Annotated in this window: 18 protein-coding genes and 1 pseudogene; 12 read left to right on the top strand and 7 right to left on the bottom strand. The window is 70.2% G+C overall.

Annotated features, from left to right (window positions below):
* Nucleotides 1–117 precede the first annotated feature (117 nt).
* On the top strand, nucleotides 118–7,167 hold the full coding sequence (locus ETAA1_RS19170; protein ID WP_145241271.1) for an Ig-like domain-containing protein: 7,050 nt from the start codon (nucleotides 118–120) through the stop codon (nucleotides 7,165–7,167).
* Here ETAA1_RS19170 and ETAA1_RS19175 read toward each other — a convergent pair.
* Both ETAA1_RS19175 and ETAA1_RS19180 read right to left on the bottom strand, forming a co-directional pair.
* Nucleotides 7,101–7,490, bottom strand: a complete 390-nt coding sequence (locus ETAA1_RS19175) for a COG3415 family protein (RefSeq protein ID WP_145241273.1) — start codon at nucleotides 7,488–7,490, stop codon at nucleotides 7,101–7,103. The genes ETAA1_RS19170 and ETAA1_RS19175 overlap by 67 nt on opposite strands.
* A gap of 66 nt (nucleotides 7,491–7,556) precedes the next feature.
* The gene (locus ETAA1_RS19180; RefSeq protein ID WP_145241275.1) at nucleotides 7,557–8,381 is read right to left on the bottom strand and encodes a hypothetical protein; all 825 of its coding nucleotides are present in this window, start codon (nucleotides 8,379–8,381) and stop codon (nucleotides 7,557–7,559) included.
* A 193-nt stretch (nucleotides 8,382–8,574) separates the two neighbouring features.
* Between ETAA1_RS19180 and ETAA1_RS19185 the strand changes: the two genes are divergently transcribed.
* The 3 genes from ETAA1_RS19185 (at nucleotide 8,575) to tnpC (ending at nucleotide 13,396) form a co-directional block, all read left to right on the top strand.
* A complete protein-coding gene (locus ETAA1_RS19185) occupies nucleotides 8,575–9,141 on the top strand; it encodes an ECF-type sigma factor (RefSeq protein ID WP_145241277.1) in 567 nt (188 codons plus the stop codon).
* Nucleotides 9,142–9,218: 77 nt separating this feature from the next.
* The gene (locus tag ETAA1_RS19190) at nucleotides 9,219–11,936 is read left to right on the top strand and encodes a bifunctional serine/threonine-protein kinase/formylglycine-generating enzyme family protein (protein ID WP_145241279.1); all 2,718 of its coding nucleotides are present in this window, start codon (nucleotides 9,219–9,221) and stop codon (nucleotides 11,934–11,936) included.
* Between the two features lie 56 nt (nucleotides 11,937–11,992).
* Nucleotides 11,993–13,396 (top strand): IS66 family transposase, encoded by a 1,404-nt coding sequence (gene tnpC / locus ETAA1_RS19195; RefSeq protein ID WP_145241108.1) that lies wholly within the window; start codon nucleotides 11,993–11,995, stop codon nucleotides 13,394–13,396.
* On the opposite strand, the gene ETAA1_RS19200 is transcribed toward tnpC, so the two are convergent.
* Nucleotides 13,391–13,624: a hypothetical protein gene (locus tag ETAA1_RS19200; RefSeq protein ID WP_145241110.1), complete on the bottom strand. Its 234-nt coding sequence runs from the start codon at nucleotides 13,622–13,624 to the stop codon at nucleotides 13,391–13,393. The two genes, tnpC and ETAA1_RS19200, sit on opposite strands and share 6 nt — an antisense overlap.
* Nucleotides 13,625–13,643: 19 nt before the next feature.
* Nucleotides 13,644–14,213, bottom strand: coding sequence for a hypothetical protein (locus tag ETAA1_RS32985; RefSeq protein ID WP_238389255.1), 570 nt, complete (start codon nucleotides 14,211–14,213; stop codon nucleotides 13,644–13,646).
* Between the two features lie 24 nt (nucleotides 14,214–14,237).
* Here ETAA1_RS32985 and ETAA1_RS33900 point away from each other — a divergent pair.
* Nucleotides 14,238–14,336: pseudogene (locus ETAA1_RS33900) on the top strand (formylglycine-generating enzyme family protein); the annotation flags it as partial.
* A gap of 93 nt (nucleotides 14,337–14,429) precedes the next feature.
* Nucleotides 14,430–15,224 (top strand): leucine-rich repeat domain-containing protein, encoded by a 795-nt coding sequence (locus ETAA1_RS19205; protein ID WP_238389256.1) that lies wholly within the window; start codon nucleotides 14,430–14,432, stop codon nucleotides 15,222–15,224.
* Nucleotides 15,225–15,237: 13 nt separating this feature from the next.
* On the opposite strand, the gene ETAA1_RS33905 is transcribed toward ETAA1_RS19205, so the two are convergent.
* Complete coding sequence (locus ETAA1_RS33905; protein ID WP_390621251.1) at nucleotides 15,238–15,408, bottom strand: transposase domain-containing protein; 171 nt, start codon at nucleotides 15,406–15,408, stop codon at nucleotides 15,238–15,240.
* 215 nt (nucleotides 15,409–15,623) lie between these two features.
* Between ETAA1_RS33905 and ETAA1_RS19215 the strand changes: the two genes are divergently transcribed.
* On the top strand, nucleotides 15,624–16,763 hold the full coding sequence (locus tag ETAA1_RS19215; protein ID WP_202920254.1) for a tyrosine-type recombinase/integrase: 1,140 nt from the start codon (nucleotides 15,624–15,626) through the stop codon (nucleotides 16,761–16,763).
* Here ETAA1_RS19215 and ETAA1_RS19220 read toward each other — a convergent pair.
* A complete protein-coding gene (locus ETAA1_RS19220) occupies nucleotides 16,745–16,918 on the bottom strand; it encodes a transposase domain-containing protein (RefSeq protein ID WP_145241285.1) in 174 nt (57 codons plus the stop codon). The genes ETAA1_RS19215 and ETAA1_RS19220 overlap by 19 nt on opposite strands.
* Before the next feature lie 238 nt (nucleotides 16,919–17,156).
* Here ETAA1_RS19220 and ETAA1_RS33910 point away from each other — a divergent pair, with 238 nt between their 5' ends.
* Complete coding sequence (locus ETAA1_RS33910) at nucleotides 17,157–17,495, top strand: IS4/Tn5 family transposase DNA-binding protein (protein WP_145241287.1); 339 nt, start codon at nucleotides 17,157–17,159, stop codon at nucleotides 17,493–17,495.
* Here the strand turns inward: ETAA1_RS33910 and ETAA1_RS19230 are convergent.
* Entirely contained in the window at nucleotides 17,434–18,570 is a 1,137-nt protein-coding gene (locus ETAA1_RS19230; protein ID WP_145241289.1) for an ISAs1 family transposase, read from the bottom strand. The genes ETAA1_RS33910 and ETAA1_RS19230 overlap by 62 nt on opposite strands.
* A gap of 177 nt (nucleotides 18,571–18,747) precedes the next feature.
* Between ETAA1_RS19230 and ETAA1_RS19235 the strand changes: the two genes are divergently transcribed.
* The 4 genes from ETAA1_RS19235 (at nucleotide 18,748) to ETAA1_RS19250 (ending at nucleotide 23,354) form a co-directional block, all read left to right on the top strand.
* Entirely contained in the window at nucleotides 18,748–19,872 is a 1,125-nt protein-coding gene (locus ETAA1_RS19235; protein ID WP_202920255.1) for an IS4 family transposase, read from the top strand.
* 337 nt (nucleotides 19,873–20,209) lie between these two features.
* Nucleotides 20,210–20,761 (top strand): sigma-70 family RNA polymerase sigma factor, encoded by a 552-nt coding sequence (locus tag ETAA1_RS19240; protein WP_145241293.1) that lies wholly within the window; start codon nucleotides 20,210–20,212, stop codon nucleotides 20,759–20,761.
* A gap of 14 nt (nucleotides 20,762–20,775) precedes the next feature.
* Nucleotides 20,776–22,416, top strand: a complete 1,641-nt coding sequence (locus ETAA1_RS19245; protein WP_145241295.1) for a serine/threonine-protein kinase — start codon at nucleotides 20,776–20,778, stop codon at nucleotides 22,414–22,416.
* Nucleotides 22,413–23,354 (top strand): radical SAM protein, encoded by a 942-nt coding sequence (locus ETAA1_RS19250; RefSeq protein ID WP_145241297.1) that lies wholly within the window; start codon nucleotides 22,413–22,415, stop codon nucleotides 23,352–23,354. Before ETAA1_RS19245 ends, ETAA1_RS19250 begins: the two co-directional genes overlap by 4 nt.
* The last annotated feature ends 3 nt before the right edge of the window (nucleotides 23,355–23,357 follow it).

The raw sequence follows: 23,357 nt of genomic DNA on the forward strand, positions 1-23,357 counted from the left end.
CCCTCACCCGCGGGCCGGTACGGCCCCGGTTCTCGCAACCTGCCTACAGGGACCAGCCTCCCCTGTCGGCTCGTCGGACTCGACCACCCCCACCGGTTACCGAGTACGGACTCTCCCATGCCCCACCCCGCGTTCCGCTCCCTGCTCCGGACCCTCGCCGCACGACTCGGCCGGCCGGCCCGCCGCCCGCAGACGCCATCCCGGCCCGGGAATCGTCGCCCGGGCGTCGAGCTGCTCGAGGACCGGACCGTCCCGGCGAACGTCGGATTCGTCACCACGGCCGACGGGCTGGTCACGGACGCCGACCTGGACGGGACGTTCGAGGCCGCCTACGGCGGTGGCGACACCGTCCCCGTTAGGTGGCAGGCCTCGACCGGCGCGTCTCCGGGGATCGCCCGGGGGGTGTTCGAGTTCGACCTCTCCCGCCTCGCCCCGGGAACTACCATCCGGGCCGCCACGGTGGGGCTGGACGTCACCGCGTTCACGGCCGGCACGGCCGCGCCCCAGGTCAACTTCGTCGTCTACGTCGGGGACGGGAGCGTGACGACCGGCGACGGGGCCGCGCCCGGCGCGGTGGTCGGCTCGGCTTCCGTCACGGCGACCGGGTACCAGGAGTTCAGCCTGAACCCGGGCGTGTTCACGCAACTCCTCCGGACCCCGACCGCCCGGAAAGTTACGGTCCGGGCCGAACTGCCGCAGGCGTCGGTCGCCTCGGTTACCTTCGCCGGGACGGAGTTCGGCGGCCGCCGGCCCGCCACCCTGACCCTCGACGTACCGGCGCCGGGGCCGTACCAGATGTTCGCCGACCCGGCGGTCGTCAGCGAGACGGCCGGGCCGAACGCAACGACCGTGACCTTCGCCCGGTTCGGTGACCTGTCACTGCCGATCACCTTTACGCTGACCAGCAGTGACACGACCGAGGCGACGGTCCCGCCGTCGGTCACGTTCGCGGCCGGGGAGTACCAACTGACGTTCCCGGTCACCGCCGTGGACGACGCAATCGCGGACGACATCCAGCAAGTGTTCCTCACCGCCCAGGCGGTCGCCGCCGGGGAGGGGTCGCCCGTCGGGTTGGATACGACGTTCGGCGCCGGCGGGACGGCCGCGACGGACCTGCGGCTGGAGATCCAGCCGCCGCGGGCGACCCTCGCCCGGCAGCCGGACGGGAAGCTCGTCGTCGCCGGTGAGGACGGCACGGGTGCCGCGGCCGTCCGCGTCCAGCGGTTCAACGCCGACGGCACCCCGGACAGCACGTTCGGGACCGGTGGCACGGTCACCACGCCGCTCCCCGACGGCGGATTCCCGGTCCCGTCCGACGTGGTGGTGCAACCCGACGGCAAGATCCTGGTCGGCGGGAAGTACGCGCAGGGGACCGGGACGGCATTCCTGGCCCGGTACAACGCCAACGGCACCCTCGACACCACCTTCGGGGCGGGAAGCCCCTCCGGTGGGCTCCGCACCGGCATTGCCGACCTGACGGCGATCAACGGGTGGGTCGAGGACGTCGCCGTCGACCTGGCGAACGGCCCGACGTTCGGCCGGATCACGCTCGCCGTGGCGGCCAACGGGACGGTCTTCTTCCAGGCGGCCCGGCTGCTGCCCGACGGCACCTACGACACGAGCTTCGGCAGCCCCGCGACCCCCGGACGGATCGTTTACAGCAACGTCGCGGGGGGACCGTCCTACGGCGGCAACGCCCGGGCGGTGAGTGTCTACCCGGGCGGGAGCTTCCTCCTGGCCGGCGGGAACAAGGTGGCCCGGTTCCTCGCCAACGGGTCGCCGGACACCTCGTTCGGGTCCGGCGGGGTACGGCTCCTGGACTTCGGGACGCCGGCGGCCTTCACCGACATTTTTGCGATCGAGACCGACCAGGTCGGGCGGATCGTCCTCGGGGCGAGCGTCGCCACCGGGTCGGCGAGCGGGTCGACGAACAACTTCACCGACTTCGCCGCCGCCCGGCTCGACTCGGCCGGCTCACTGGATGCCACGTTCGGCGGGGACGGGACGGTGACGACCGGGTTCTCAACCGGCCTCGACGACGTGCCGAGCGCCCTGGTTCTTCAGCCGGACGGCCGGGTCGTGCTCGCGGGCTACGCCGAGCTGTCGGACAGCCCGCTGAACCGGCAGGCGGCGCTGGTCCGGTTCCTCCCGGACGGCACCCTCGACGCGGTCACGTTCGACGGCGACGGGCGGTTCCAGCAGTCGCTCGTGCCGAGCGACACCGAGGTGGTGTTTGATGCCGTCCTCCAGCCGGACGGCAAGCTGGTCGCGCTGGCCGGGTGGGGCACCGACTACCGGCTCGCCCGGTTCAACATGGGCCCCGCGCTCGCGTTCCCGAGTACGACGGCCTCCGTCGTGGTCAGGGACGACGAGACGCCGAACCGCCCGCCGGCGGCACAGTCGTTCTCCGTGACGATCCCCGAGGACACGGTCCGGGGGATCAACCTGCCGTTCGTCCAGGACCCCGAACTCGACCCGATCACGTACGAGATCCTCACCCAGCCGGCGGCCGGGACGGGCCGGGTCACCCTCAGCGGCAACGACCCGACGGTCGCGCGGTTCGTGTACTTCCCCGCACCCGACTTCGTCGGCACCACCACGTTCACCTACCGGGCGAACGACCCTCAGCTGACCGGCCCGACGGCGACGATCACCGTCAACGTGGTCGCGGTGGCCGGCGCCCCGGACGGCCCCGACGCCGCCTTCACGGTCGCCGCTGGCGGCACCCTCCAGGACCGCGTCACGGCCACCGACCCGAACGGCGACCCGCTGACGTACTCCGTCGTCACGGGGAACGGCCCGGCGCACGCGGACGTCTTCGCCGTGTTCTCGGACGGCCGGATTTTCTACCGGCCGGCCACCGGCTACGTCGGAACGGACAGCTTCATCTACACGGTGACCGACGGGACCGGCTCGGACGTCGGGATGGTGACGATCACCGTCCTGGGCGCGAACCGCCCGCCGGTCATCGACGACCAGACGGTCACCGCCGCCGAGGATACGCCGTTCGCCGGCACGTTGCTGGCGTCCGACCCGGACGGGCAGACCCTGACCTTCAGCCGGGCCTCCCTGCCGGCCAACGGGACGACTACCGTCAACGCCGACGGGTCGTTCAGCTACACCCCGAACTCGAACTTCAACGGTACCGACTCGTTCACCGTCCGGGTCAGCGACGGCACCCTCACCGACACCGCCGTCGTGACCGTCACCGTCACCCCGGTGAACGACGCCCCGGTCGTGACGGCCCCGGCCGCCGTGACGACGGACGAGGACGTCATCCTGTCGCTCGGCGGGGTGAACATCACCGACGTGGACGCCGGCTCGGCCAACGTGGTCGTCACGCTGGCGGCCGGGCACGGCGGCCTCCTCGTCGCCACGACCGGGGTCAGCGGCGGGGTCACGGCCGCACAGGTGCAGAACAACGGCACCGGGTCGGTCACCGTCACCGCGCCGCTCGCCGCGATCAACGCCACGCTCGCCGCCTCCACCGGCCTCCGGTACCGCCCGACCCCCAACTACAACGGGCCGGACGCCGTGACCGTCTCCGCCAACGATCAGGGGAACACCGGCGCCGGCGGGCCGCAGCCGAGCACGAAGACGCTCGCCGTCACCGTCAACGCGGTGAACGACGCCCCGGTCGCCTTCCCGACCACGCAGAGCGCGACGACGAACGAAGACACGCCCGTCTCGGGGACGGTCACCGGCCGGGACGTCGAGAACGACCCGCTGACGTTCTCGGGCGACGTGCCGCCGGAGGGGCTGCCGGCCCACGGGTCGGTGACGGTCAACGCCGACGGGTCGTACACCTATACGCCCGCGACAGACTTCAACGGCACCGACCAGTTCGTGTTCAAGGTGTCCGACCCGGCCGGGGCGTTCGGGTACGGGCTGGTGACGGTCCGCGTGCTGCCGGTGAACGACGCCCCGGTCGCCCGGGACGACGCCTACACCGTGGACGAGGACCAGACGCTCACGATCACCGTCGGCCCGGTGACCCGGCTGCGGATGGTCAGCGAGCCCGGCGACTTTGTCGGCCAGGGGAGTCCGGGCACCAACCAGCCGCTCGTCCTCGACTACGCCCCGCCGGGCTCGGGGTTCACCGCCCGGACGAACTTCGACAACGGGGTCGAGGTCCGGGTCAGCGACCCGACGGTGGTCGGCGGGTGGACGCTCGACTTCGCCGCCCCGGGCAACGCCCTGCTGACCCCGGGCACGTACCTGGACGCCCAGCGGTTCCCGTTCCAGGCGGCCGACCGGCCGGGGCTCGACGTGTCCGGCGACGGCCGCGGGCTCAACCAGCTGACCGGCCGGTTCACGGTCTACGACGTGGCCTACGGGCCGGCGGGGGCGGTCACGCGGTTCGCCGCGACGTTCGTCCAGCAGGACCTCAACTTCAACGGGACCGTCGACCCGCCGCTGTCGGGGGCGGTCCTGTTCAACACCACGTTCGGGGCCGGCGGCGGGGTACTCGCCAACGACACGGACGCCGACGGCGACGTCCTGCTGACGGCGGCCCTGGTGTCCGGGCCGAGCAGCGGCACCCTCGCGCTGAACCCGGACGGGACGTTCAGCTACACCCCGAACCCGAATTTCTTCGGCACCGACTCGTTCACCTACCGGACCGGCGACGGGACCGCCCCGGGCGGGGTGGCGACGGTCACGATCACCGTCCGGCCGGTCAACGATCCGCCGGTCCAGGCGGTGAACGCCGGCCTGACCGTGGCCGAGGGGGCGTCCGCGCCGCTGACCCCCGCGGCGCTGACGGCCACGGACGTGGACAACTCCGCCGCCCAACTCACCTACACCGTGACCACCGCCCCGGCCCACGGCTCGCTCCGGCTCGGCGGGATCGCGCTGGCGGCGGGCGGGGTGTTCACCCAGGCGGACGTGAACGCCGGTCGGGTCAGCTACGCCCACGACGGGTCCGAGACGACCGCCGACGGCTTCACGTTCTCCCTGTCCGACGGGGCCGCGCCGCCGCAGGCGGCCGCGTTCGCCGTCACCGTCACGCCCGTCAACGACGCCCCGGTGGCGCAGGCGCTGGCGGTGTCCACCGACGAGGACGTTCCCGCGGCCGGCACCCTCCCCGTGACCGACGCGGACGGCGGAAGCCTCGCCTACGCGGTCGTGGCGCCGCCGGCTCACGGCACGGTGACGCTGAACACGGCGACGGGCGAGTTCACCTACGCCCCGAACGCCGACTACTTCGGGGCCGACAGCTTCACCTTCCGGGCGTCGGACGGGAGCCTGGAGAGCAACGTGGCGACGGTGTCGATCACGGTCACCCCGGTGAACGACGACCCGACCGCGACCGCGGACTCGCTCGTGGTGGACGAGGACGCGGGGGCGACCGTGGTGCCCGTCCTGACCAACGACTCGCCCGCCCCGGACGTCGGGGAGTCGCTGACCGTCGTGTCCGTCGGCCCGGCCGCCAACGGCGTCGCGTCGCTGTCGGGGGGGGTCGTTCGATACTCCCCGAACGCGAACTACAACGGGCCCGACTCGTTCAGCTACACGATCACGGACGGGCACGGCGGCACGGCCACCGCGACCGTGTCGGTCGTCGTGCGGCCGGTCAACGACGCGCCGACCGCCACCTCGGACGTGCTGACCGTGGCCGAGGACGCGGCGGCGACGGTGGTGCCCGTGCTGGACAACGACACGTTCGCCCCCGACACCGGGGAGACGCTCTCCGTCGCGGCCGTCACGCAGCCGGCCTTCGGGACGACCACGCTCGTCGGCGGGGTGGTCCGATACGCGCCGCGGGCGAACTACTCCGGGTCCGACAGCTTCACCTACACCCTGTCGGACGGGAACGGCGGCACCACCTCCGGGTGGGTGACGGTGATCGTGACACCGGTCAACGACGCGCCGACCGCCAACACGGACGCGCTGACCGTCGCCGAGGACGCGGCGCCCACGGCCGTTCCGGTGCTGGCCAACGACACGTTCGCGCCCGACACCGGGGAGACGCTCACCGTCGTCGCCGTCACCCAGCCGGCCCACGGGACGGTCACTCTCCTCGCCGGGGTGGTGAGCTACGTCCCGGCCGCGGACTTCAACGGGACCGACACCTTCACCTACACGATCTCCGACGGGAACGGCGGGACGGCCGTGGGCACCGTCCGGGTGACGGTCACGGCCGTGAACGACCGGCCGACGGTCGCGGCCCCGGCGACCGCCACCACCGCGGAGGACACGGTCCTGGATTTGACCGCGCTGGGCGGCGTGGCCGTCGCCGACACGGCCGACGGGAACGCCGGGACGTTCACCGCCTCCGTGACGGCCACGAATGGGACTCTCACCGGCACCGGCTTCACCGGCAACAACTCCGCGAGCCTGACGGTGACGGGGTCGCAGGCGGTGGTGAACGCGGCGCTGGCCACGCTCAGGTTCCGCCCGGCCGCGAACTTCACCGGGTCGGCGACGCTCACGACCACGGTCAACGACAACGGGAACACCGGGGCCGGCGGCCCGTTCACCGCCACCGCCGCCACGACGATCGCCGTCACCCCGGTGAACGACGCCCCGACCGTGACCGGCGGCCCGTTCACGGTCCGGGAGCGGGCGGCCGCGGGGACGGAGGTCGGCACCGTGACCGGGCAGGACGTCGAGGGGGCCGCGCTCGCGTACTCGATCGTCGGCGGGAACACGAACTCGGCCTTCGCAGTCGACCCCGCGACCGGGCGGATCACCGTCGCCAACCCGGCCGCGCTGGTGATCGCGACCACGGCGCAGTTCCAACTGACCGTGCGCGCGAGCGAACCGGGCGGGCTGTCCGGCGAGGCGACCGTGGTCGTGACCGTGGTCGCGGCGACGCAGCGTGTGACGATCGACGTGATCCCGGACGGCCGGCACATCAACAGCCGCAGCAACGGGAAGATCGAGGTGGCGATCATGGGGGCGGCCGGGTTGGACGTGCGGTCGATCGACGTGGCGTCGCTGCGGTTCGGCCGCACCGGGCAGGAGGACTCGATCAGCCGCGACGGGCGCGGCCGGGCTCAGGTCGAGTACCGCGACGTGGACGACGACGGCCGGCTCGACCTGGTGGTCCGGTTCGACACCGCCCGCACCGGCTTCCGCCCCGGCGACGCCCGGGCCTACCTGACCGGGAAGCTGCTCAACGGCGACGCCATCGCCGGGGACGACGCCGTGTCGGTGGTGTAGCCCGCCGGGGGCACCCAGCAGGACGCCGCCGGGGCGGGGCCGGCCGAGCTGGAGCCGGCGATCCGGGCCGTGCTGGCGGCCGTCCGGACCGGTCGGCGTCCCGGGTGCGGTCGGCCCGGGGTGCGGTCGGTCTCCCCCACCGGGGCGGCCCACTCGTGCACGGTGGACCGGCCGACCCGATACCGCTTGGTGACCTGCGTCGGGGATTCGCCCACGTCCAGGTCGAGCAGGGCCAGCGCCTGGCGGGTTTCCCGGGCGTCGGCGTTGGAGCGTGCCGTCGCGGCCAGCGCCTCACGGTCACGGGCGGTCAGCCGAAGTGCCACCACGGATCTCCCTCCCCCGCCTGAGCTTAGGGAGGAACGGGCGTCCGGAAACTTCGGCCGAACTACTTAGCGCTTCCACTCTTCCGCCGGGATGAGAAACTCGTGTCGCCCTGGTGGCGGGTTCCGGACCGGGGACCGGACCGACAGCCGCAACTCCTTGGCCTTTCTGTCCGGCCGCTCGAACCGGTAGCAGAACAGGATCGGCGGGTCGCCGGGGTTCATGTCGTCGGACGCCGCGGGGTCGTTGTCCTTCACGTCCCGGCCCGGGTCGGATACAAGCCCGTACTGATTCCCCAAGTCGTCTACGGCCTCCACGTCGAGCCGCGTGTCACCATTCGGCATCTCGCCGATCCAGGGGCGGTGAAGCATCTTCTTGTCGGCCGACGTGTTCGCCACCTCGACCCAGATGGAGAGTTCCATCGGTGCGATCCGCTCGTCCGCGCCGTCCGGGCCCACGGTAACGGGCGCCCGCAGCAACGCCCGCTTGACCCTCAACTTCACGTCGCCGATTTGGCTCCAGTTGGTGGGGATCAACTCAACCGGCGGCGCGGGACGAGTTGGCTTCTCCTTGTCGCCGAAGGCGAACCAGTACGCGGCGAACCCGCCCCCGCCGAGCAAGAGGACTGCCGCGAAGACTACGACGTTGACAACGACCGACGAACCCTGCTTCGCCGACTTGCTCCCCGCCCGCCGCGGGCGGTCGTCCACGTCGTCGGCCGGCCGCTTCCGACGCGGGCGGGCGTCGTCCTCATCGACTTCGATCTCGACGACACCCGGCGCGGGGACGCGGACAGGGGCGTGGCACTTGGGGCATTCCGCGGTTTGCCCCGCAGCCGCATCCGGGGCGTTGAGGCGTACTCCGCACTCGGGGCACTGGACGCTGACGGGCATTGGCAACCGGGGGGAGAAAGTGATTCTGTCGGGCCGAATTAGACCGCGCGGTCGGGCTGTAAGCAATGACTTGCCAACCGCCGCGAACAGGCGGCCCGACGCGCCTACGTCGTAGCCGTCCGGTGGCGATGCTGATGGCCGTACCGCTATTTCCGAGTCGTCCCCGCGTAACCTGGCGGTTACACTCGCCTCCATGTCCGACGTGACTCGTCTCCTCGATGCTGCCGCGGCCGGCGACCGCCGCGCCGCGGGCGACTTGCTGCCGCTCGTCTACGACGAGTTGCGGAAGCTTGCCGCCGCCCGCATGGCCGCCGAGTCGCCGGACCACACCCTCCAACCGACCGCCCTGGTCCACGAGGCGTACCTCCGGCTGGTCGGCCCGGCCGACGCGCTCCGCTGGGACAACCGCGGGCACTTCTTCGCCGCGGCCGCCGAAGCCATGCGCCGCATCCTGGTGGAAGCCGCACGGCGAAAGGGGGCCGAGAAGCACGGCGGCGACCGCCGGCGGGTCGAGTTGACCGACGTGCCGGCCGCGCCCGAGGTCGACGGCGACCGGCTGCTCGCCCTGGACGCGGCCCTCACCCGGCTGGCCGCCGAGGACCCGGTCGCCGCCCGTGTGGTCGAGCTCCGGCACTTCGCCGGCGTGTCGGTCGAGGATGCGGCCGCCGCCCTCGGCCTGTCCCGGGCCACCGCCTACCGCCACTGGACCTACGCCCGGGCCTGGCTCAAGGACGCCGTCGCCGGGGCCGACCCGGGCTGACAAACTTTTTTCCGGATTCCGTGAGACGAACGGGCGGAGTCCTCGCATTGGGGGATGAACCCGAACCCGGAGCGCCCATGCCCACCGACCCGAAGCGCGTCAAGGAGGTCTTCCTGGCGGCGGCCGAACTGCCCGAAGGGGCCGCCCGGTCCGCATTTCTCGACCGCTCCTGCGGGGGCGACGCCGACCTTCGGGGGCGGGTCGAGGTGCTGCTCCGGTCCCACGACCCGGAGGGGAGTTTCCTGGGCACCCCGGCGGCCGTGGTTCCGGACCCGGACGCCGCCGCCACCCGGGCGTTCGAACCGGACCCGGATCATGCCGCCACCCGCACCGGTGGGGGCGGAGCCGCCGACGACGACGAGGTGCCGCTCGGCTTCCTGGCCCCGGCCACCCGGCCGGACTCGCTCGGCCGCATCGGGCACTACGAGGTGCTGCAGGTGCTCGGCCACGGCGGGTTCGGCATCGTCTTCCGCGCCTTCGACGACGTGCTCCACCGGGTCGTCGCGGTGAAGGTGCTGGCCCCGCAGATGGCCTCCACGTCGCCGGCCCGCAAGCGGTTCCTCCGGGAGGCCCGGTCCAGCGCCCAGGTGCGGCACGAGAACGTGGTGCAGGTGTACGAGGTCGGCGAAACCCCGCTGCCGTACATCGCCATGGAGTTCATCCCCGGCGAGACCCTCCAGGACCGCCTCAACCGCATCGGCCCAGTCGAGCCAGCCGAGGTCGTGCGGATCGGCCGGCAGATCGCCGAGGGGCTGGCCGCCGCCCACGGCCAGGACCTCATCCACCGGGACATCAAGCCGGGGAACGTCCTCCTGGAGGGCGGGGCCGGGCGGGTGAAGATCACCGACTTCGGGCTGGCCCGGGCGGCCGACGACGCCAGCATCTCGCAGAGCGGGATCATCGCCGGCACGCCGATGTACATGGCCCCGGAGCAGGCCAAGGGCGACAAGCTCGACCAGCGGGCCGATTTGTTCAGCCTCGGCAGCGTCCTCTACCAGATGGCCGCCGGCCGGCCGCCGTTCCGGGCGAACAGCACTGTGGCGGTGCTCAAGCGGGTCGCCGAGGACACCCCGCGCGACATCCGGGAGATCGTCCCGGAGGTGCCGCAGTGGCTGTGCGACATCATCGCCAAGCTGCACGCCAAGAACCCCGACGACCGCTACCAGTCGGCCCGCGAAGTGGCCGACGTGCTCGCCGACTGCGAGGCGCAACTCAAAGCGAACTCCAAGTTGAAGGATTTCAGCCGCATCCCGCGGAGCAAACAGACCAAAACGGCGAAGACCGGCAATTGGAAATGGGTCGTCGCGGCGGCCGTCCTGCTGCTTCCCGTACTCGCGGTGGCCGTGACGGAGTTCGCCGGGGTCACGCATCTGTTCCGGCATCAGGCGATGCCCAATCCGAACAAGGGTGGGCACGAACCAGAGGTCGTGACGACGACCGGCTGGCACGGTTGGCCTGCCGACGCACCCCAGCCCGCGATCGCCCCCTTCGACGCCACTCAAGCTCGGGCACATCAGGACGCCTGGGCCAAGCATCTCGGTGTGCCGGTCGAGTACACGAACAGCCTGGGCATGAAGTTCATGCTGATCCCGCCAGGTGAATTCACGATGGGGAGCACGGCGGAGGAGATCGCAGCAGCTCTCAAGGATGTCTCCCCGGATGACAAGCACTGGCAGGAGTGCATCCAGTCAGAAGCGCCGCAGCACAAGGTGATCCTGACGCAGCCGATCTACCTGGGCGTGAACGAAGTCACGCAGGCGGAGTATGAAAAAGTGATGGGCGTGAATCCCTCGCACTTCGCTCCGCTGGGAATGGGCAAAGAGGCGGTCGCCGGGCTGGAGACGGCCGAGCACTCGGTGGAAACGGTGAGTTGGAATGACGCGGCCGAGTTCTGCGCCAAGCTGAGCAAACAGGAGAAATTGAAGCCGTTTTACTTCCGGGCCGGTGAAACGATCACGCCGCTGGACGGGACGGGTTACCGCTTGCCCTCTGAGGCGGAATGGGAGTTTGCCTGCCGGGCCGGGACGGCCACAAAGTACTGGATTGGCGACAAAGACGAAGACCTGGTGCGGGCGGGGTGGTTCGGTGGAAACTCCGGGGGCCGGACACACGCGGCGGGCGAGTTGAAGGCGAATCCGTTCGGGCTATCTGACATTCACGGCAACGTCTGGGAATGGGTGCAGGACGGTTGGGACGCGTCCTATTATGGGCAATTCCAGGATAAACCCGCGATCAACCCAAACAGCCCATTTTCCGCCGGTTCCCTGCGCGTGATCCGGGGCGGTCATTGGGGCTACACCGCGTCCGTCTGCCGGTCGTCGCATCGCCACGCCATCGACCCGACGGACCGTGGCTACCTCGTCGGTTTTCGGGTGTCGCTGCCAGTTGACGCCGTGAAAGCGGCGAGGCAGTTCAAGAACACCCTCGGCATGGAGTTCGTAAAAGTGCCGAAGGGCAAGTCGTGGCTGGGCGGGGGCAAGGACAAACTCGCCGACAAGGAAGTGGAGATCCCGGCCGACTTCTACCTGGGCAAGTACGAGGTCACTCAGGAGGAGTGGGAGAAGGTGATGGGCGAGAACCCCAGCCACTTCTCGCGCGCAGGCTACGGCAAGGACGCGGTAAAGGACATCCCCGATGCGGACCTGAAGCGATTCCCGGTGGAGAACGTGTCGTGGGATCAATGCCAGATATTTGTGGCGAAGCTGAACAAGCTGGAGAAGGAGACGGGCTGGGTCTATCGATTGCCGACGGAGGTGGAGTGGGAGTACGCGTGTCGGGGCGGCCCGATGGCGTAACCGTTCACAGGCCGGGGTAGCCTCGGAGCGCCCTTTGGGTTACTCTTCCGCTCGGCATGGATGCACCCCCGCCTGTTTCGGCTGACGTTCTGGCCGCGCTGCCGGCCGAAGTCCTGGCCCTGATCCAGTGGCAGGCCCGGCAGATCGCCCAACTCCAGCGCGAAGTCGCGGAGTTGAAGGCCCGACTCGACAAGGACTCCACCAACTCCTCGCTGCCACCCTCGTCGGCTCACCCACACGCCAAACCGGTCGTGCCCAAGCCCAGGTCCAAGCGGCGTCGCGGCGGGCAGCCCGGGCACGACAAGCACGAACGGGCGTTGATCCCCGTCGACGACTGCCAGGCCGTCATCCCGTGCGTGCCGACGGCGTGCCGCAAGTGCGGTCGGGCGCTCGCCGGCACCGACCCGGAGCCGGTCCGCCACCAGGTCTGGGAACTCCCCGAGATCGAGCCGGTCGTCACCGAGTACCGGCGGCACCGGCTCGTCTGCGCGTGCGGCGTCTCCACCTGCGGCGCTTTGCCGATGGGCGTGCCCACGGGTCAGGCGGGGCCGCGGCTCATCGCGTTCGCCGGCGTCTTGATGGCCTGCTTCCGCCAGTCGAAACGCCGGGCCGCCCAGTTCCTGGGTACGATCCTCAACCAACCCGCCAGCGCCGGCTGGATGGTCCTGCTGCAGGGCCGGTGTGCCGAGGCGGTGCAACCGGCCTACGACGACCTCGCCGCGAGGCTGCCCGCACAACCCGTGCTCCACATCGACGAGTCACCGACCAAGGAAGGCCCGTCGAAGGGATGGGTCTGGACCTTCGTGGCCGACACGTTCACGTTCTTTGCCTGCCGCACCAGCCGCGGGGCCGAGGTACTCGACGACCTCCTCGGCGCGGACTACGCGGGCACCATCCACTGCGACCGGGCGAAAATGTACTGGCGGTTCGGCCGGCTGCAGTGGTGCTGGGCCCACTTGAAGCGCGACTTCCAGGCCCTGATCGGCGACCCGTGCCACACCAAGAAGCGGCTCGGCCACGACCTGATGCGACCGACGAAGGAACTATTCGCCCTCTGGAAACGGGTGCGCGACGGAACGCTGAGTCGTGCCGAGTTCCGACGCCGCATGCACCCGATCCGCGACACCGTGGAGGTGCTCTTGCTGCGCGGTTGGTGCAACGCACTGACGCACGGCGTCTGCCGGGAACTGTGGGAGCACCGCGCGCGCCTCTGGACCTTCGTGGACGTGGCCGGCGTGGAGCCGACCAACAACGCGGCCGAGCGGGCGCTGCGGCACGCGGTCATCTGGCGGAAGCTCTCCTTCGGCACGCAGTCGGCGGCCGGTAGCCGGTTCGTCGAGCGGCTGCTGTCGGTCATCGAGACCTGCCGCCGCCAGCGCCGCAACGCCTTCGCCTGGCTGACCGAAGTGGTGCGGGCGCACGTTCGGCGTGAAGCTGGGCCGTCGCTGTTGGCGTCATGACATCCAGCCCCCCTGCGTCACGTACTTCTCCCACCAGTCGGGCGGCAACGGGTTCTCCTCGTGCATGGCCATATGGCCATTGTCTTGTTGGCAGCGAATGAAGCAGCTCCTTCGCTTGGGGTGGACGTAGAAGACCACATTGCCCTCGCAGACCGGACAACGCATCGCCTTCAGCTCCTCCTCCGAGCAGCCCGAACCTAGGGCGTGTCGGATCTCTTCGTGCGTCACGTTTCGTCCTCCGCTGCTGCTATCTTGGGATCGGGAGCCGCACGGCAGTGCCGTCGGGCGCGATCAAGACGCTGCTCTTCTGCTTGGTTAGTTTCAAGTCAGGGTTGGTGAAGACGGCCATGTCGCTGTCCGGGCCGACGCTGAATCGTAGCTCGCCGGAAGGGTGCGTGTGAGCGATCACCCGATCGGCATCTACGACGACGACTCCGTCCCTTCCACCGAGGCGGAGCCAGCGCTGGTTCCCGATTCGGATGAGCGCAACTTCCCGGCCAGTCGCGACAGTCAGTTCGCCCATCAGTTGCGCTGAGGCCGAACCAGGGGGCATGAGAACGTCGCCCTTTTGCAATGCCGTAATCAGCTCCCGATGCGTGATGTCGAGTTGGAAACGCTCCGCGTAAGTGTAGTCGGCAATACTCTTGGGATCGCGAAGTGTGCCGAGCCGTGAACCATTACCCCGATGGCGGACAAGGGGGACAGTGCCTTCGACTTCTATCTCACGAAGCCGACGAATACCCTGTTGTCGGAACAGGCCAATATCATCAAACTGGGCATTGGGTTGAATCGCACGTGCCGAGTCGGATCGTATCAAGCCAACAAGCTGGGCTTACATGACATGCACGGCAATGTATGGGAGTGGTGCGAGGACGTGGTGAATACTACATCTCGTGTGCATCTCGGAGATGCGTGGCCGCACGAGGGGTGTCGGGCAAACAGTCGCTATTGGAGTCCGCAGTCAAACCGCGAGTTTGACCTCGGCCTGCGCCTGGCCCGAGTGCCGTCCGGCGCACTTTCGCTCGAAACGAAGATGCCGCCGGTCGCCGTCGCCCCGTTCACCGATGCCGACGTTCAGCGGATCGCCGCCCGGCCGGCCGAGCAACAGGTTGAGGAGGTCCGCAAGGAACTGATGCAGCGCAACCCCGGCTTCGACGGCAAAGTGGGGCACAAGATCGAGGACGGCGTGGTCGCGGAACTGCGGATCGTGACGGACAAGGTGACGGACATCGCCCCGATCCGGGTCTTCAGCGCCCTGCAGATGCTCGACCTCAGCGGCACGGCCCACCGGGAGGAGAAAGGGCCGCTCACCGACCTGACGCCACTGGCGGGAATGAACCTGGCGGGGTTGACGAAACTCGACCTGAGCGGGACGGAGGTCGGCGACGCGGGGCTCGTCCACTTCAAGGGCTGCAAGAAGTTGACGGCACTGCAACTCCGCGGCACGCCGGTGACCGATGCCGGCCTGGCCCACTTCGAGGACTGCAAGGAGCTGCAGGTGCTCAACCTGGGCTGGACGCGGGTGGGCGACGCGGGGCTGGCCCACTTCAAGGACTGCAAGAACTTGAAGGGCCTCGCGCTGAACTGGGCCGCGGAGGTGACGGACGCGGGCCTGGCCCACTTCAAGGGCTGCAGCGACTTGACCACACTCCTGGTCGACCACACGAAGGTGACAGACCTTTCGCTGCTGAGGGGAATGCCCCTCAAGGAACTCAGCTGCGACTTCCGGCCCGAACGCGACGCCGAGATCCTCCGCTCCATCCGGACGCTGGAGACGATCAACGGCAAGCCGGCCGCGGAATTCTGGAAGGAATTCCAGAAGGAGTGACCGCCGGCCGCCGTCAACCCACTCGGCGGTGTGTTTCGCCACGGGGCTTCCCCCACGCATCCGGTAACAGGTCTCCCAGTTCCGCCCCGGCCCGCCGGGCGGGCAACTCCGACAGGACGTGCGTCAGGTACGACCACGGGTCGAGGCGATGCCGGGTCGCAGTGGCGCAGACGCTGAGCAGCACGGATGCGGTCTTCAACCCACGATCTCCACCGACATGCAGCCAGTTGGCGCGGCTATGCGGAGCTCCGCATAGCCGCGGCTATGCCCAGTCCCGCGCTATGCGGAGTTGCCGGTAGTCGGTTCCGCGTCCCCCACGTCATGGCCTTCACTGCCTGTTTCCGAACTCCGCATAATTCTGACAGCTCCCCGACCCAATTCCCGTTCGGAGAGTTCGTCATGTTCGACCGATGCTTCTGCCCGCGAGTCGCCAGGCGGCTCCGTGCCAGCCCGGATGCCGACTGGCTCGGATCGTTCCTCGCGGCCCTCCATCGTTGCGGGTACGCCAGACTCACCGTCCAGTTCTACCTCCGGGAGGCCGAACTGTTCGGCCGCTGGCTGCGGCGGCACCACCGGTCGCTGACCACGCTCACCGACGCCGACGTGCGGCGATTCGCCACCCGCCCGCCGCTCCGGCGACTCAGGTGCAACGCCCGGTCCGCTGGACACCACCTGCTCCGCCACCTCCGGGATCGCGGCCTCGTTCCGCCACGGCCCGCGCCGGCCCCGGCCCGGATCGAGCGGGTTGTCGCCGCCTACGACACCCACCTCCGGGATGCCGCCGGGTTGGCCGACGCGACCCGGCTGTACCACCGCCGGTACGCCCGCGAGTTCCTCGCAGCGGTGTTCGGCACCCACTCGATCCGGTGGCCGCGGCTGCGACTCGCGCACGTCCGGGAGTTCGTCGCCGGGTACGGGCGGACCGGCCGGGTGGCTACCGCCCGGGTGGCCGCTGGCGGGCTCCGCAGCTTCCTCCGCTGGCTCCAGTTCCGGGGGCGGATCGGTCCCGAGTTGATCGCCGCGGTGCCCCTCTTCCCGCGGTGGCGGCTCGCCGCTCTGCCGCCCATCCTCACGGACGACCAACTCACTGGGGTGCTTGCGCGGTTCGATCGCTCGACCCCAGTCGGCCGCCGGGACCACGCCATCGCCGTCTGCCTGATCGACCTCGGGCTGCGGGTCGGGGAGGTCGCCGACCTCACCCTCGACGACGTGGACGCGGCCGCCGGCACCCTCCGGCTGATGGCCGGCAAGCCGCGGCGGGCGCGCATCCTCCCGATGCCGGAGCGGGTCCGCCGAGCCGTCCTGGACTACGTCCGCCGGGACCGGCCGGGGACGACGGCCTGCCACCTGTTCGTCCGGCACCGGCTGCCGCTCGGTGCCCCCGTGACCCGGGAACTGGTCCGCGGAGTGATCCGCCGGGCCTACGCCGCCGTGCCCGGGTGTGAGCGGCTGCCCCGCCGCCGCGGGAGAAGCGGTGAGCGCCGGCCGCGTGCACTGGGGGGCGACCGAATCGCCGGCCGTCATCCGGTGCGGTGGTGATGACCGGCCCGGCCATCGGGGAGCAGATCATTCATGTCCACGTCGCCGGACCGGCCGGCGAGTTGGTCGAGTACGTCGCGAAGGTACGTCCACGGGTCGAGCCGGTGCCGCGTCGCACTGGCGCAGACGCTCAGCAGGACCGAGGCGGTCTTCAACCCGCCGTCACCGCCGACGTGCAGCCAGTTGCCGCGGTTATGCGGAGCTTTGCATAACCGCGGCAACTGGCTGCACGTCGGCGGCGACGGGGGGCTGACGAGTGCCGCGGTGCTGATGAGTGTGTGCGCGTCGGCGAAGCGGCATGCGTTGAACCCTCAAGTTCCCCCACTTCTCGGCCGAGCCTCCGCGAGCGATAACGGTCGTCGATGACCTGCGTTATCGCCGGGAGGGAGACCGATGCGATTCCCCGAGTCCGCCGACGGCTCGTTCGGCCGCCTCCACTTCGGTGACGCCCCCCTGTCCGATCCCCGCCGGGCCGCCCGCCTGGTCCGCGTCGCCGACCAGATCCTGGCCCGCCCGGCCGGTACGCTCCCCCAGAAGTTGCCCGATCCGTACCAACTCGACGCCCTGTACCGCCTGCTCGCCGCCCCCGACGTCACCCACGCCGCGGTTCTGCGGACGCATTGCCGGCTCACCCACCGGCGGATGGCCGACGCCACCAGGGGAAACGCACTCATTTGCGGAGGAAATCGCGTAGCACGTCTTCGAGAAAGGAATCGTCCCATCCGGCCTTGAGTCGCTTGTTCTTGATGCCCATGTTGGGCTTGGTCTTCTTCAACATGGCCAACGCCATCTTTCGAACCAGCGACATGTTCTCGGGGGCATGGCCCTCCCGAAGCCGATGGTCGTCCTCTCGAAACGCCACATCCAAGACCCAGTGGCAGGCGTTCTCGATGCCCCAATGTCGCCGACTCGCTTCCAGGAACATCTTCCCCGAACCTCGACGACTGCTGATGTAATACTGGACCTCGGAGCCCTCCTTCCCGTTGACCGACCGGCCCCTTACCACGCACACCACGGACTTCAGCCCCTTCCACAGATCCCGGTCACGGATCCCCGCCAGGTCGGTCATCACGAAGCAGAATCGGAACTCCTCCCGGCCGTGCGCCTCCTCCTCCGTCGCGCACCGGCTCAGCCCGGTGTAGTCCGCCTCCAGCGCCGCCCCGGCCATCACCCGGATGTCCTCGAACAACCGCGGCTGGTTGTCCTTCACCGCCAGCAGGTAATCCCCCCGGCCGGCCACGACGCGTGCGGCGATGTCCTTCTGGCAGCCGGCCGCGTCGATGCTCACCAACGCCCCCGAAACGTCGAGCAGTTGCAGCAGTTCCGGGATCGCGGTGATCTCGTTGGACTTCTCGTCGGTCCGCACCTGGGCCAGGGTGACACCGTTCTCGGACGCCCACGCGCTCACGATCTGGACCGTCCGGTAGCCGGCCCCGGTCTTCCGCCTCGACCCCCGCATGGCCTTCCCGTCGATCGCGATCTGCTTGAGCTTCAGGCGGTCCGACATCGACTCGACCCAGCCGAGGAAGCACGCCCCGAACTCGTCCGGGCGGATGGCCGCGAACACCCGGTTGAGGGTGTCGTGGGACGGGATGCCGTTGTTCAGATTCAACCCGAGCCGCTCCCGGAGCCACGTCCGCTTGGCGTCGGCGAAGGTGGCCATGCTGACGAAGTCGTCGGCCCCGGCGAGGGTGGCGCAGACGACGATCAGGATGATGGCCATGAAGTCGTGCTCGCACTTGAGTGCGACGCGCGGGTCGCGGAGATCCGCGAAGTAGTCGGCGAGAGGTCGGGGGGTGGTGGCCATGGGATCGCTCCGGCTGCGTGGAGCGTGACATTGTCGGACCCGGCCCGCGAATGCGCCAGAGGCGTGGCGCGAGGACCGCAGCCGTGGCGCGCGATGTTCAAGACGGAGAGGAGGCGACTCAACGGGCTCAAATCGTAAGCAATTTCATGCAATTGCCCTGCCGACGCCACCGAGGCGGTGATCCTGGTCCTGCACGACGACACCCTGCTGGACTTCTCCGGCCTCCGGGTCGAGGGCCTCGGGCCGATCGGCGACGGGAACGGCCGCGGGTTCGTGGCCCACACCTCCCTGGCCGTGACGCCCGGCGGGGCCACGATCGGCCTCGCCCACCAGATCCTGTACGTCCCACCGCCCAAGGCGGCGCGGCGGGCGAGGCCGGGGCCGGCCGGCCGCCTCTGGCTCGATGCGGCCGCCGCCGTGCCCGCCGCCCCCGACGGCAAGCGGTTCGTCCACGTCGCCGACCGGGCCGGCGACGTCCGCGAGTTGTTCGACTGGGCCGACGCCGCCGGCGGGGCATATGTGATCCGGTCCCGCCACGACCGGGCCGTCGCGGCCGACCTGGGGGCCGGGCCGGCCGATTCCCGGTTGTACGCGGCGGTCCGGGCCTGGCCCGCGGCCGGGCCGCCGCGCGACGTCCGGCTGGATGCGCGGCCGGGCCAGCCGGCGCGGACGGCGGCGCTGCGGGTGGCGTGGAAGCCGGTCACCCTTCCCCCGCCCCGGCAGATCCGGGACCGCGGGCGGCGTGTCCCCCTGGCCGTCTGGGTGGCGCGGGTGTGGGAGGCCGCGCCACCGGCCGGGGTCGAGCCAGTCGAGTGGTTGCTGGTGACGAACGTACCGGTGGCGTCGGCCGCGGACGCCTGGGAGCGGGTGGACTGGTACGCCCGGCGCGCGGTAATCGAGGAGTTCCACAAGGCGTGGAAGACGGGCACGGGGGTGGAGAGCCTCCAGCTGACGACACGGGCGCGGCTGGAGCCGGGGGTCGGCCTCCTGGCGGTCGTGGCGGTATTCCTCCTGGCCTTGCGGGACGCCGGGCGGGAGCCCGCGGCGGCACAGCGGCCGGCGACGGGCTGGGTGCCCCCGGCGTGGGTCGTGGTGCTGGCGCGGTGGCGGCACGGGGATCATGGCCGAACGGCGTGGACGGTGACCGAGTTCCTGCTGGCGCTGGGCCGCCTGGGCGGCCACCAGAACCGCCCCAGTGACGGGATGCCCGGCTGGATGACCCTGTGGCGGGGCTGGTCCCAACTCCACATCATGGTCGCGGTAGTGGCCGATCTGAAGCAGCCGAGAAGTGGGGGAACTTGAGCGTTGAACCCGTGGGCATACCTGAGCGACGTGTTGACGCAGCTGGCCGCCAAGCCGGCCGACGTGACGCATCTGTTGCCTGACGCCTGGGCCAAACAGCACCTCCTCGTCAACCACTGAGGTCCCAACTCGCCGCGCCGCCAAAAACTCAACGCACACCACGACCGTACTGTGCACGCTTGCCGAGCAGCAGCTGGTCTTTGTCAACACAGCTAATCCCGTGCTACCACGGTACCGACCGGGGCGGAATCGCATCCCAGCCCATCATTTTTCCCAGAATGTCGCGTAAGATCGGGCCGCCCCGCCCGACTGGCCTGGTGCAGCCCGAGGTACGTGCATGGCTGGTCACTCGCCCGAGCCACCCCTCCGCGACCGTCTGGAGCGCCACCGGCCGGGGCTGCTACGGGTCGCCCGGTTGTCTCTCTTCGAGCGCGCCCGTGCCCGCCTGGACCCGGAAGACCTCGTGCAGCAAACGTTCGAGGAAGTGCTGTTCCGCCCCGAGCGACTGGCCGGGATGTCGGATGAACGACTGCACGCGTACCTGGTGGCGGCGGTGCGAAACAACACCCGCGACGAGAACCGGCGCGAGTCGGGCGAGGTGCCGCTCGACCTCTGCGAAGAGTCGTCGCAGAAGCTGTTGGACCGGCTCGGCGGCGACCTGACGACACCGAGCATGCGGGCGATGCGGGCCGAGCAGTTCGCACGGCTCGCCGACGCCATCGCGGTGCTGCCGGACGCGCAGCGGGTGGCGGTCGTCCTGCGGTTCATCGACGGCCTGCGCGTCGCCGACATCGCCGCGCGGATGAACAAGAACGCGAACGCCGTCTCGCAACTCCTCCACCGCGCGCTGACCGCGCTACGAGGCATGCTCGAAGACCCGAATGCCTGACCAGAGGAACTCCCGTGCCGGACGACTCGCCCGACGCGACCCGCTCGCACCACGTCGGTTCAACTGCCGATCCCGAGGACACCGGGTTCGCGCTCGTGTTGGAAGCGGAGGACCGCGGCGACTGGGCGCCGGTCGTGGACTGGCTCGCGCGCCGGCCGGACCGCACCACGGACCTGCTCGGGTGCGTCGCCGCCGGGCGCCGGATGGGCGCTCTGCTCGGAACCCCGGTTCCGGCGCGGGCGCCCGGCGGCGCGCTGGGCGACTTCGAGATCCTGGAAGAGATCGGGCGCGGCGGGATGGGCGTCGTGTACCGCGCCCGGGACCGTCGCCTCGGGCGCGTGGTCGCGCTGAAGGTGGTGCGAGGTGCGATGTCCGCGACCGAGCGAGCGAAGCTCCGGTTCGAGGCCGAGTCGATGGCCGAGGCGAGCCACCCCAACGTCATGCCGGTGTTCGCCTCCGGCGAGGCCAACGGTGAGCCGTACCTGGTCATGCCGCTGATGACCGGCTCGCTCGCCGGATGGTTGAAGGACCGGTTCACCGCGCCGACGAAGGCCGCGGAGATCGTCCGCGACGTCGCGCGGGGCGTCCACCACGCGCACCAACAGGGACTGATCCACCGCGATCTCAAGCCGGCGAACATCCTACTCGACGCGGAGGGCACACCGCGGGTCGCCGACTTCGGTCTCGCGCGGCGTGCCGACGCGACGGCGACGGGCATCGCCGGCGCGCCGGCGTACATGGCCCCCGAACAAGCCCGCGGCGACAAGTACCTGACCGTCGCGGTGGACGTTCACGCGCTGGGCATGATCCTGTTCGAGTTGCTGACCGGGCGCACCCCGTTCGGCGGTGGGGACATCGCCGCGGTGTTGCGCCGGGTGATCGAGGACCCGGCCCCGTCGGTGCGGTCGCTGCGCCGGGACGTGGGTAAGGACCTGGCCGCGGTGTGTGCAAAGTGTTTGGAGAAGGAACCGGCCCGGCGGTACGCCTCGGCGCAGGAGTTGGCCGATGACCTCCAGCGGTTCCTCAGCGGCGAACCGGTGCGCGCCCGGCTGCCGGGCATCTGGGGCAAGGCCGTGCGCGCCGTGCTGCGGCAGCAGTTCGACAAACCCGGCGCGTGGGGGTGGGTGTCCGTCTGGAGCGGAATTCTCATCATCGCGTTCCACCTGTTTTGTGCGTGGGCCATCTCCGCCGGGCTGCCGCGCGGAACGTTTGCCGCCGCGACAGCCTTGAACGTCGCCGCGCTCGCCGTGTTGTACTGGGTGATTCTGCGCCGGCGGCGGTTCCGGGCCGGCGACCGGCACACCCTGACCGTCATGATCGGGTTGGTCGTCGCGGCCACGCTACTGCCGGTCGTGTACTGGCCGTCGGACGGTGGCGACCTGACCGCGTACCGGCTGTCTCTCTACCCGCTGCTGGCGCTGATCACCGGCGTGTCGTACCTCGCGCTCGCGCATCCGTTTTGGGGCGGTTACCACCTTCTCGCGGCGGGCTACCTCGCCCTGGCCGTCGTGTTCAAGCTTGTCCCCGCGATCGGGCCGTGGATGTTCGCGGTCGTCCACGGCGGGGTGACGCTTCTGGTCGGGGTGTATCTGATCCGTCTGGACCGCGAGCCGGAACCGGACGGCGCAAACTCGAACCCAATGGGGAACCGATGACGCGACCAATCGCCCAGGCCCGGATCGTCCGGGTCGCCGGGATGTGCGATCAGTGGGGCGTGGACCTCACGGCCGGCTGCGAACATCGCTGCGGCTACTGCCACTTCCATCGGTACCAGTCGATGGCCCTCCGCCACGAGGCCGGAGGAGCCGATGTCGCCCCGGCGCTGGCGCTCGACGAGTTGCTCCGCCGCGACGAGTACCCACCGGCGCTCTACCTCAGCCCGTTCACCGACCCGCTCGCGCCGGCCGCGCGGGGCAATCTGGAGGCGCTGTTGCGCCGCGTGTTGCCGCGGAATGTGAGTGTCGGCATCTCGACGAAGGGAGTCGTCCCGAGGCGTGTGTTCCGGTTGCTGGCCGAGTATCCCGAGCAGGTACTCCTGTTCGTCGGGCTAACGAATCTCGACGACGCGCGGAATCGGGCCGTCGAACCGGGGTGCGCACCGGCCCGGGCGCGGCTGGCGAATCTCATGTTGGCCCGCGAGTACGGGCTGCCGGCCCGGTTCGTGCGGCTCGACCCGGTGCTGCCCGGCGTGGACGACTCCCCAGAACGACTGGCATCGGTTCTCGACGCAATCGCCGGCGCCGGGGCGGTACAGGTGTCGGCTGCGTATCTGTTCCTCACGTCCGGCGTGAACCGGGCCCGGCTCGGCGGCGCACCGTACCTGCCAGCGGCCGCGTCGTACTGCACCGAGGCGTGCCCGATCGACGGCGGCACGGTCTACTCGGTGCCGCTGGAGCGGAAGCGGGCGACCTACGAGTGGTTGAACGCCGAGTGCACGCGTCGGGGTCTGACGTTTGGAACGTGCGGGTGCAAGGATCTGCGACTGGCGGGCAGTTCGTTCCCGACGTCGTGCAGCTACCCGCACCTTGCGGAGTGCTCGGCCGCCGGTCACAAGGAGTCGGCCTTCAGGTCACTGCCGATGGCCGGGCCGTGATCC

This window comes from Urbifossiella limnaea (assembly GCF_007747215.1).
Taxonomy (GTDB): Bacteria; Planctomycetota; Planctomycetia; order Gemmatales; family Gemmataceae; genus Urbifossiella; species Urbifossiella limnaea.

Excerpts from the sequence above, each read along its gene's own strand:
- ETAA1_RS19185 (WP_145241277.1), top strand. The coding sequence starts at position 8,575 with ATGTCCGACGTGACTCGTCTCCTCGATGCTGCCGCGGCCGGCGACCGC.
- ETAA1_RS19190 (WP_145241279.1), top strand. The coding sequence starts at position 9,219 with ATGCCCACCGACCCGAAGCGCGTCAAGGAGGTCTTCCTGGCGGCGGCC.
- ETAA1_RS19215 (WP_202920254.1), top strand. The coding sequence starts at position 15,624 with ATGTTCGACCGATGCTTCTGCCCGCGAGTCGCCAGGCGGCTCCGTGCC.
- ETAA1_RS19170 (WP_145241271.1), top strand. The coding sequence starts at position 118 with ATGCCCCACCCCGCGTTCCGCTCCCTGCTCCGGACCCTCGCCGCACGA.
- tnpC (WP_145241108.1), top strand. The coding sequence starts at position 11,993 with ATGGATGCACCCCCGCCTGTTTCGGCTGACGTTCTGGCCGCGCTGCCG.
- ETAA1_RS19250 (WP_145241297.1), top strand. The coding sequence starts at position 22,413 with ATGACGCGACCAATCGCCCAGGCCCGGATCGTCCGGGTCGCCGGGATG.
- ETAA1_RS19205 (WP_238389256.1), top strand. The coding sequence starts at position 14,430 with ATGCCGCCGGTCGCCGTCGCCCCGTTCACCGATGCCGACGTTCAGCGG.
- ETAA1_RS33910 (WP_145241287.1), top strand. The coding sequence starts at position 17,157 with ATGCGATTCCCCGAGTCCGCCGACGGCTCGTTCGGCCGCCTCCACTTC.
- ETAA1_RS19240 (WP_145241293.1), top strand. The coding sequence starts at position 20,210 with ATGGCTGGTCACTCGCCCGAGCCACCCCTCCGCGACCGTCTGGAGCGC.
- ETAA1_RS19230 (WP_145241289.1), bottom strand. The coding sequence starts at position 18,570 with ATGGCCACCACCCCCCGACCTCTCGCCGACTACTTCGCGGATCTCCGC.
- ETAA1_RS19180 (WP_145241275.1), bottom strand. The coding sequence starts at position 8,381 with ATGCCCGTCAGCGTCCAGTGCCCCGAGTGCGGAGTACGCCTCAACGCC.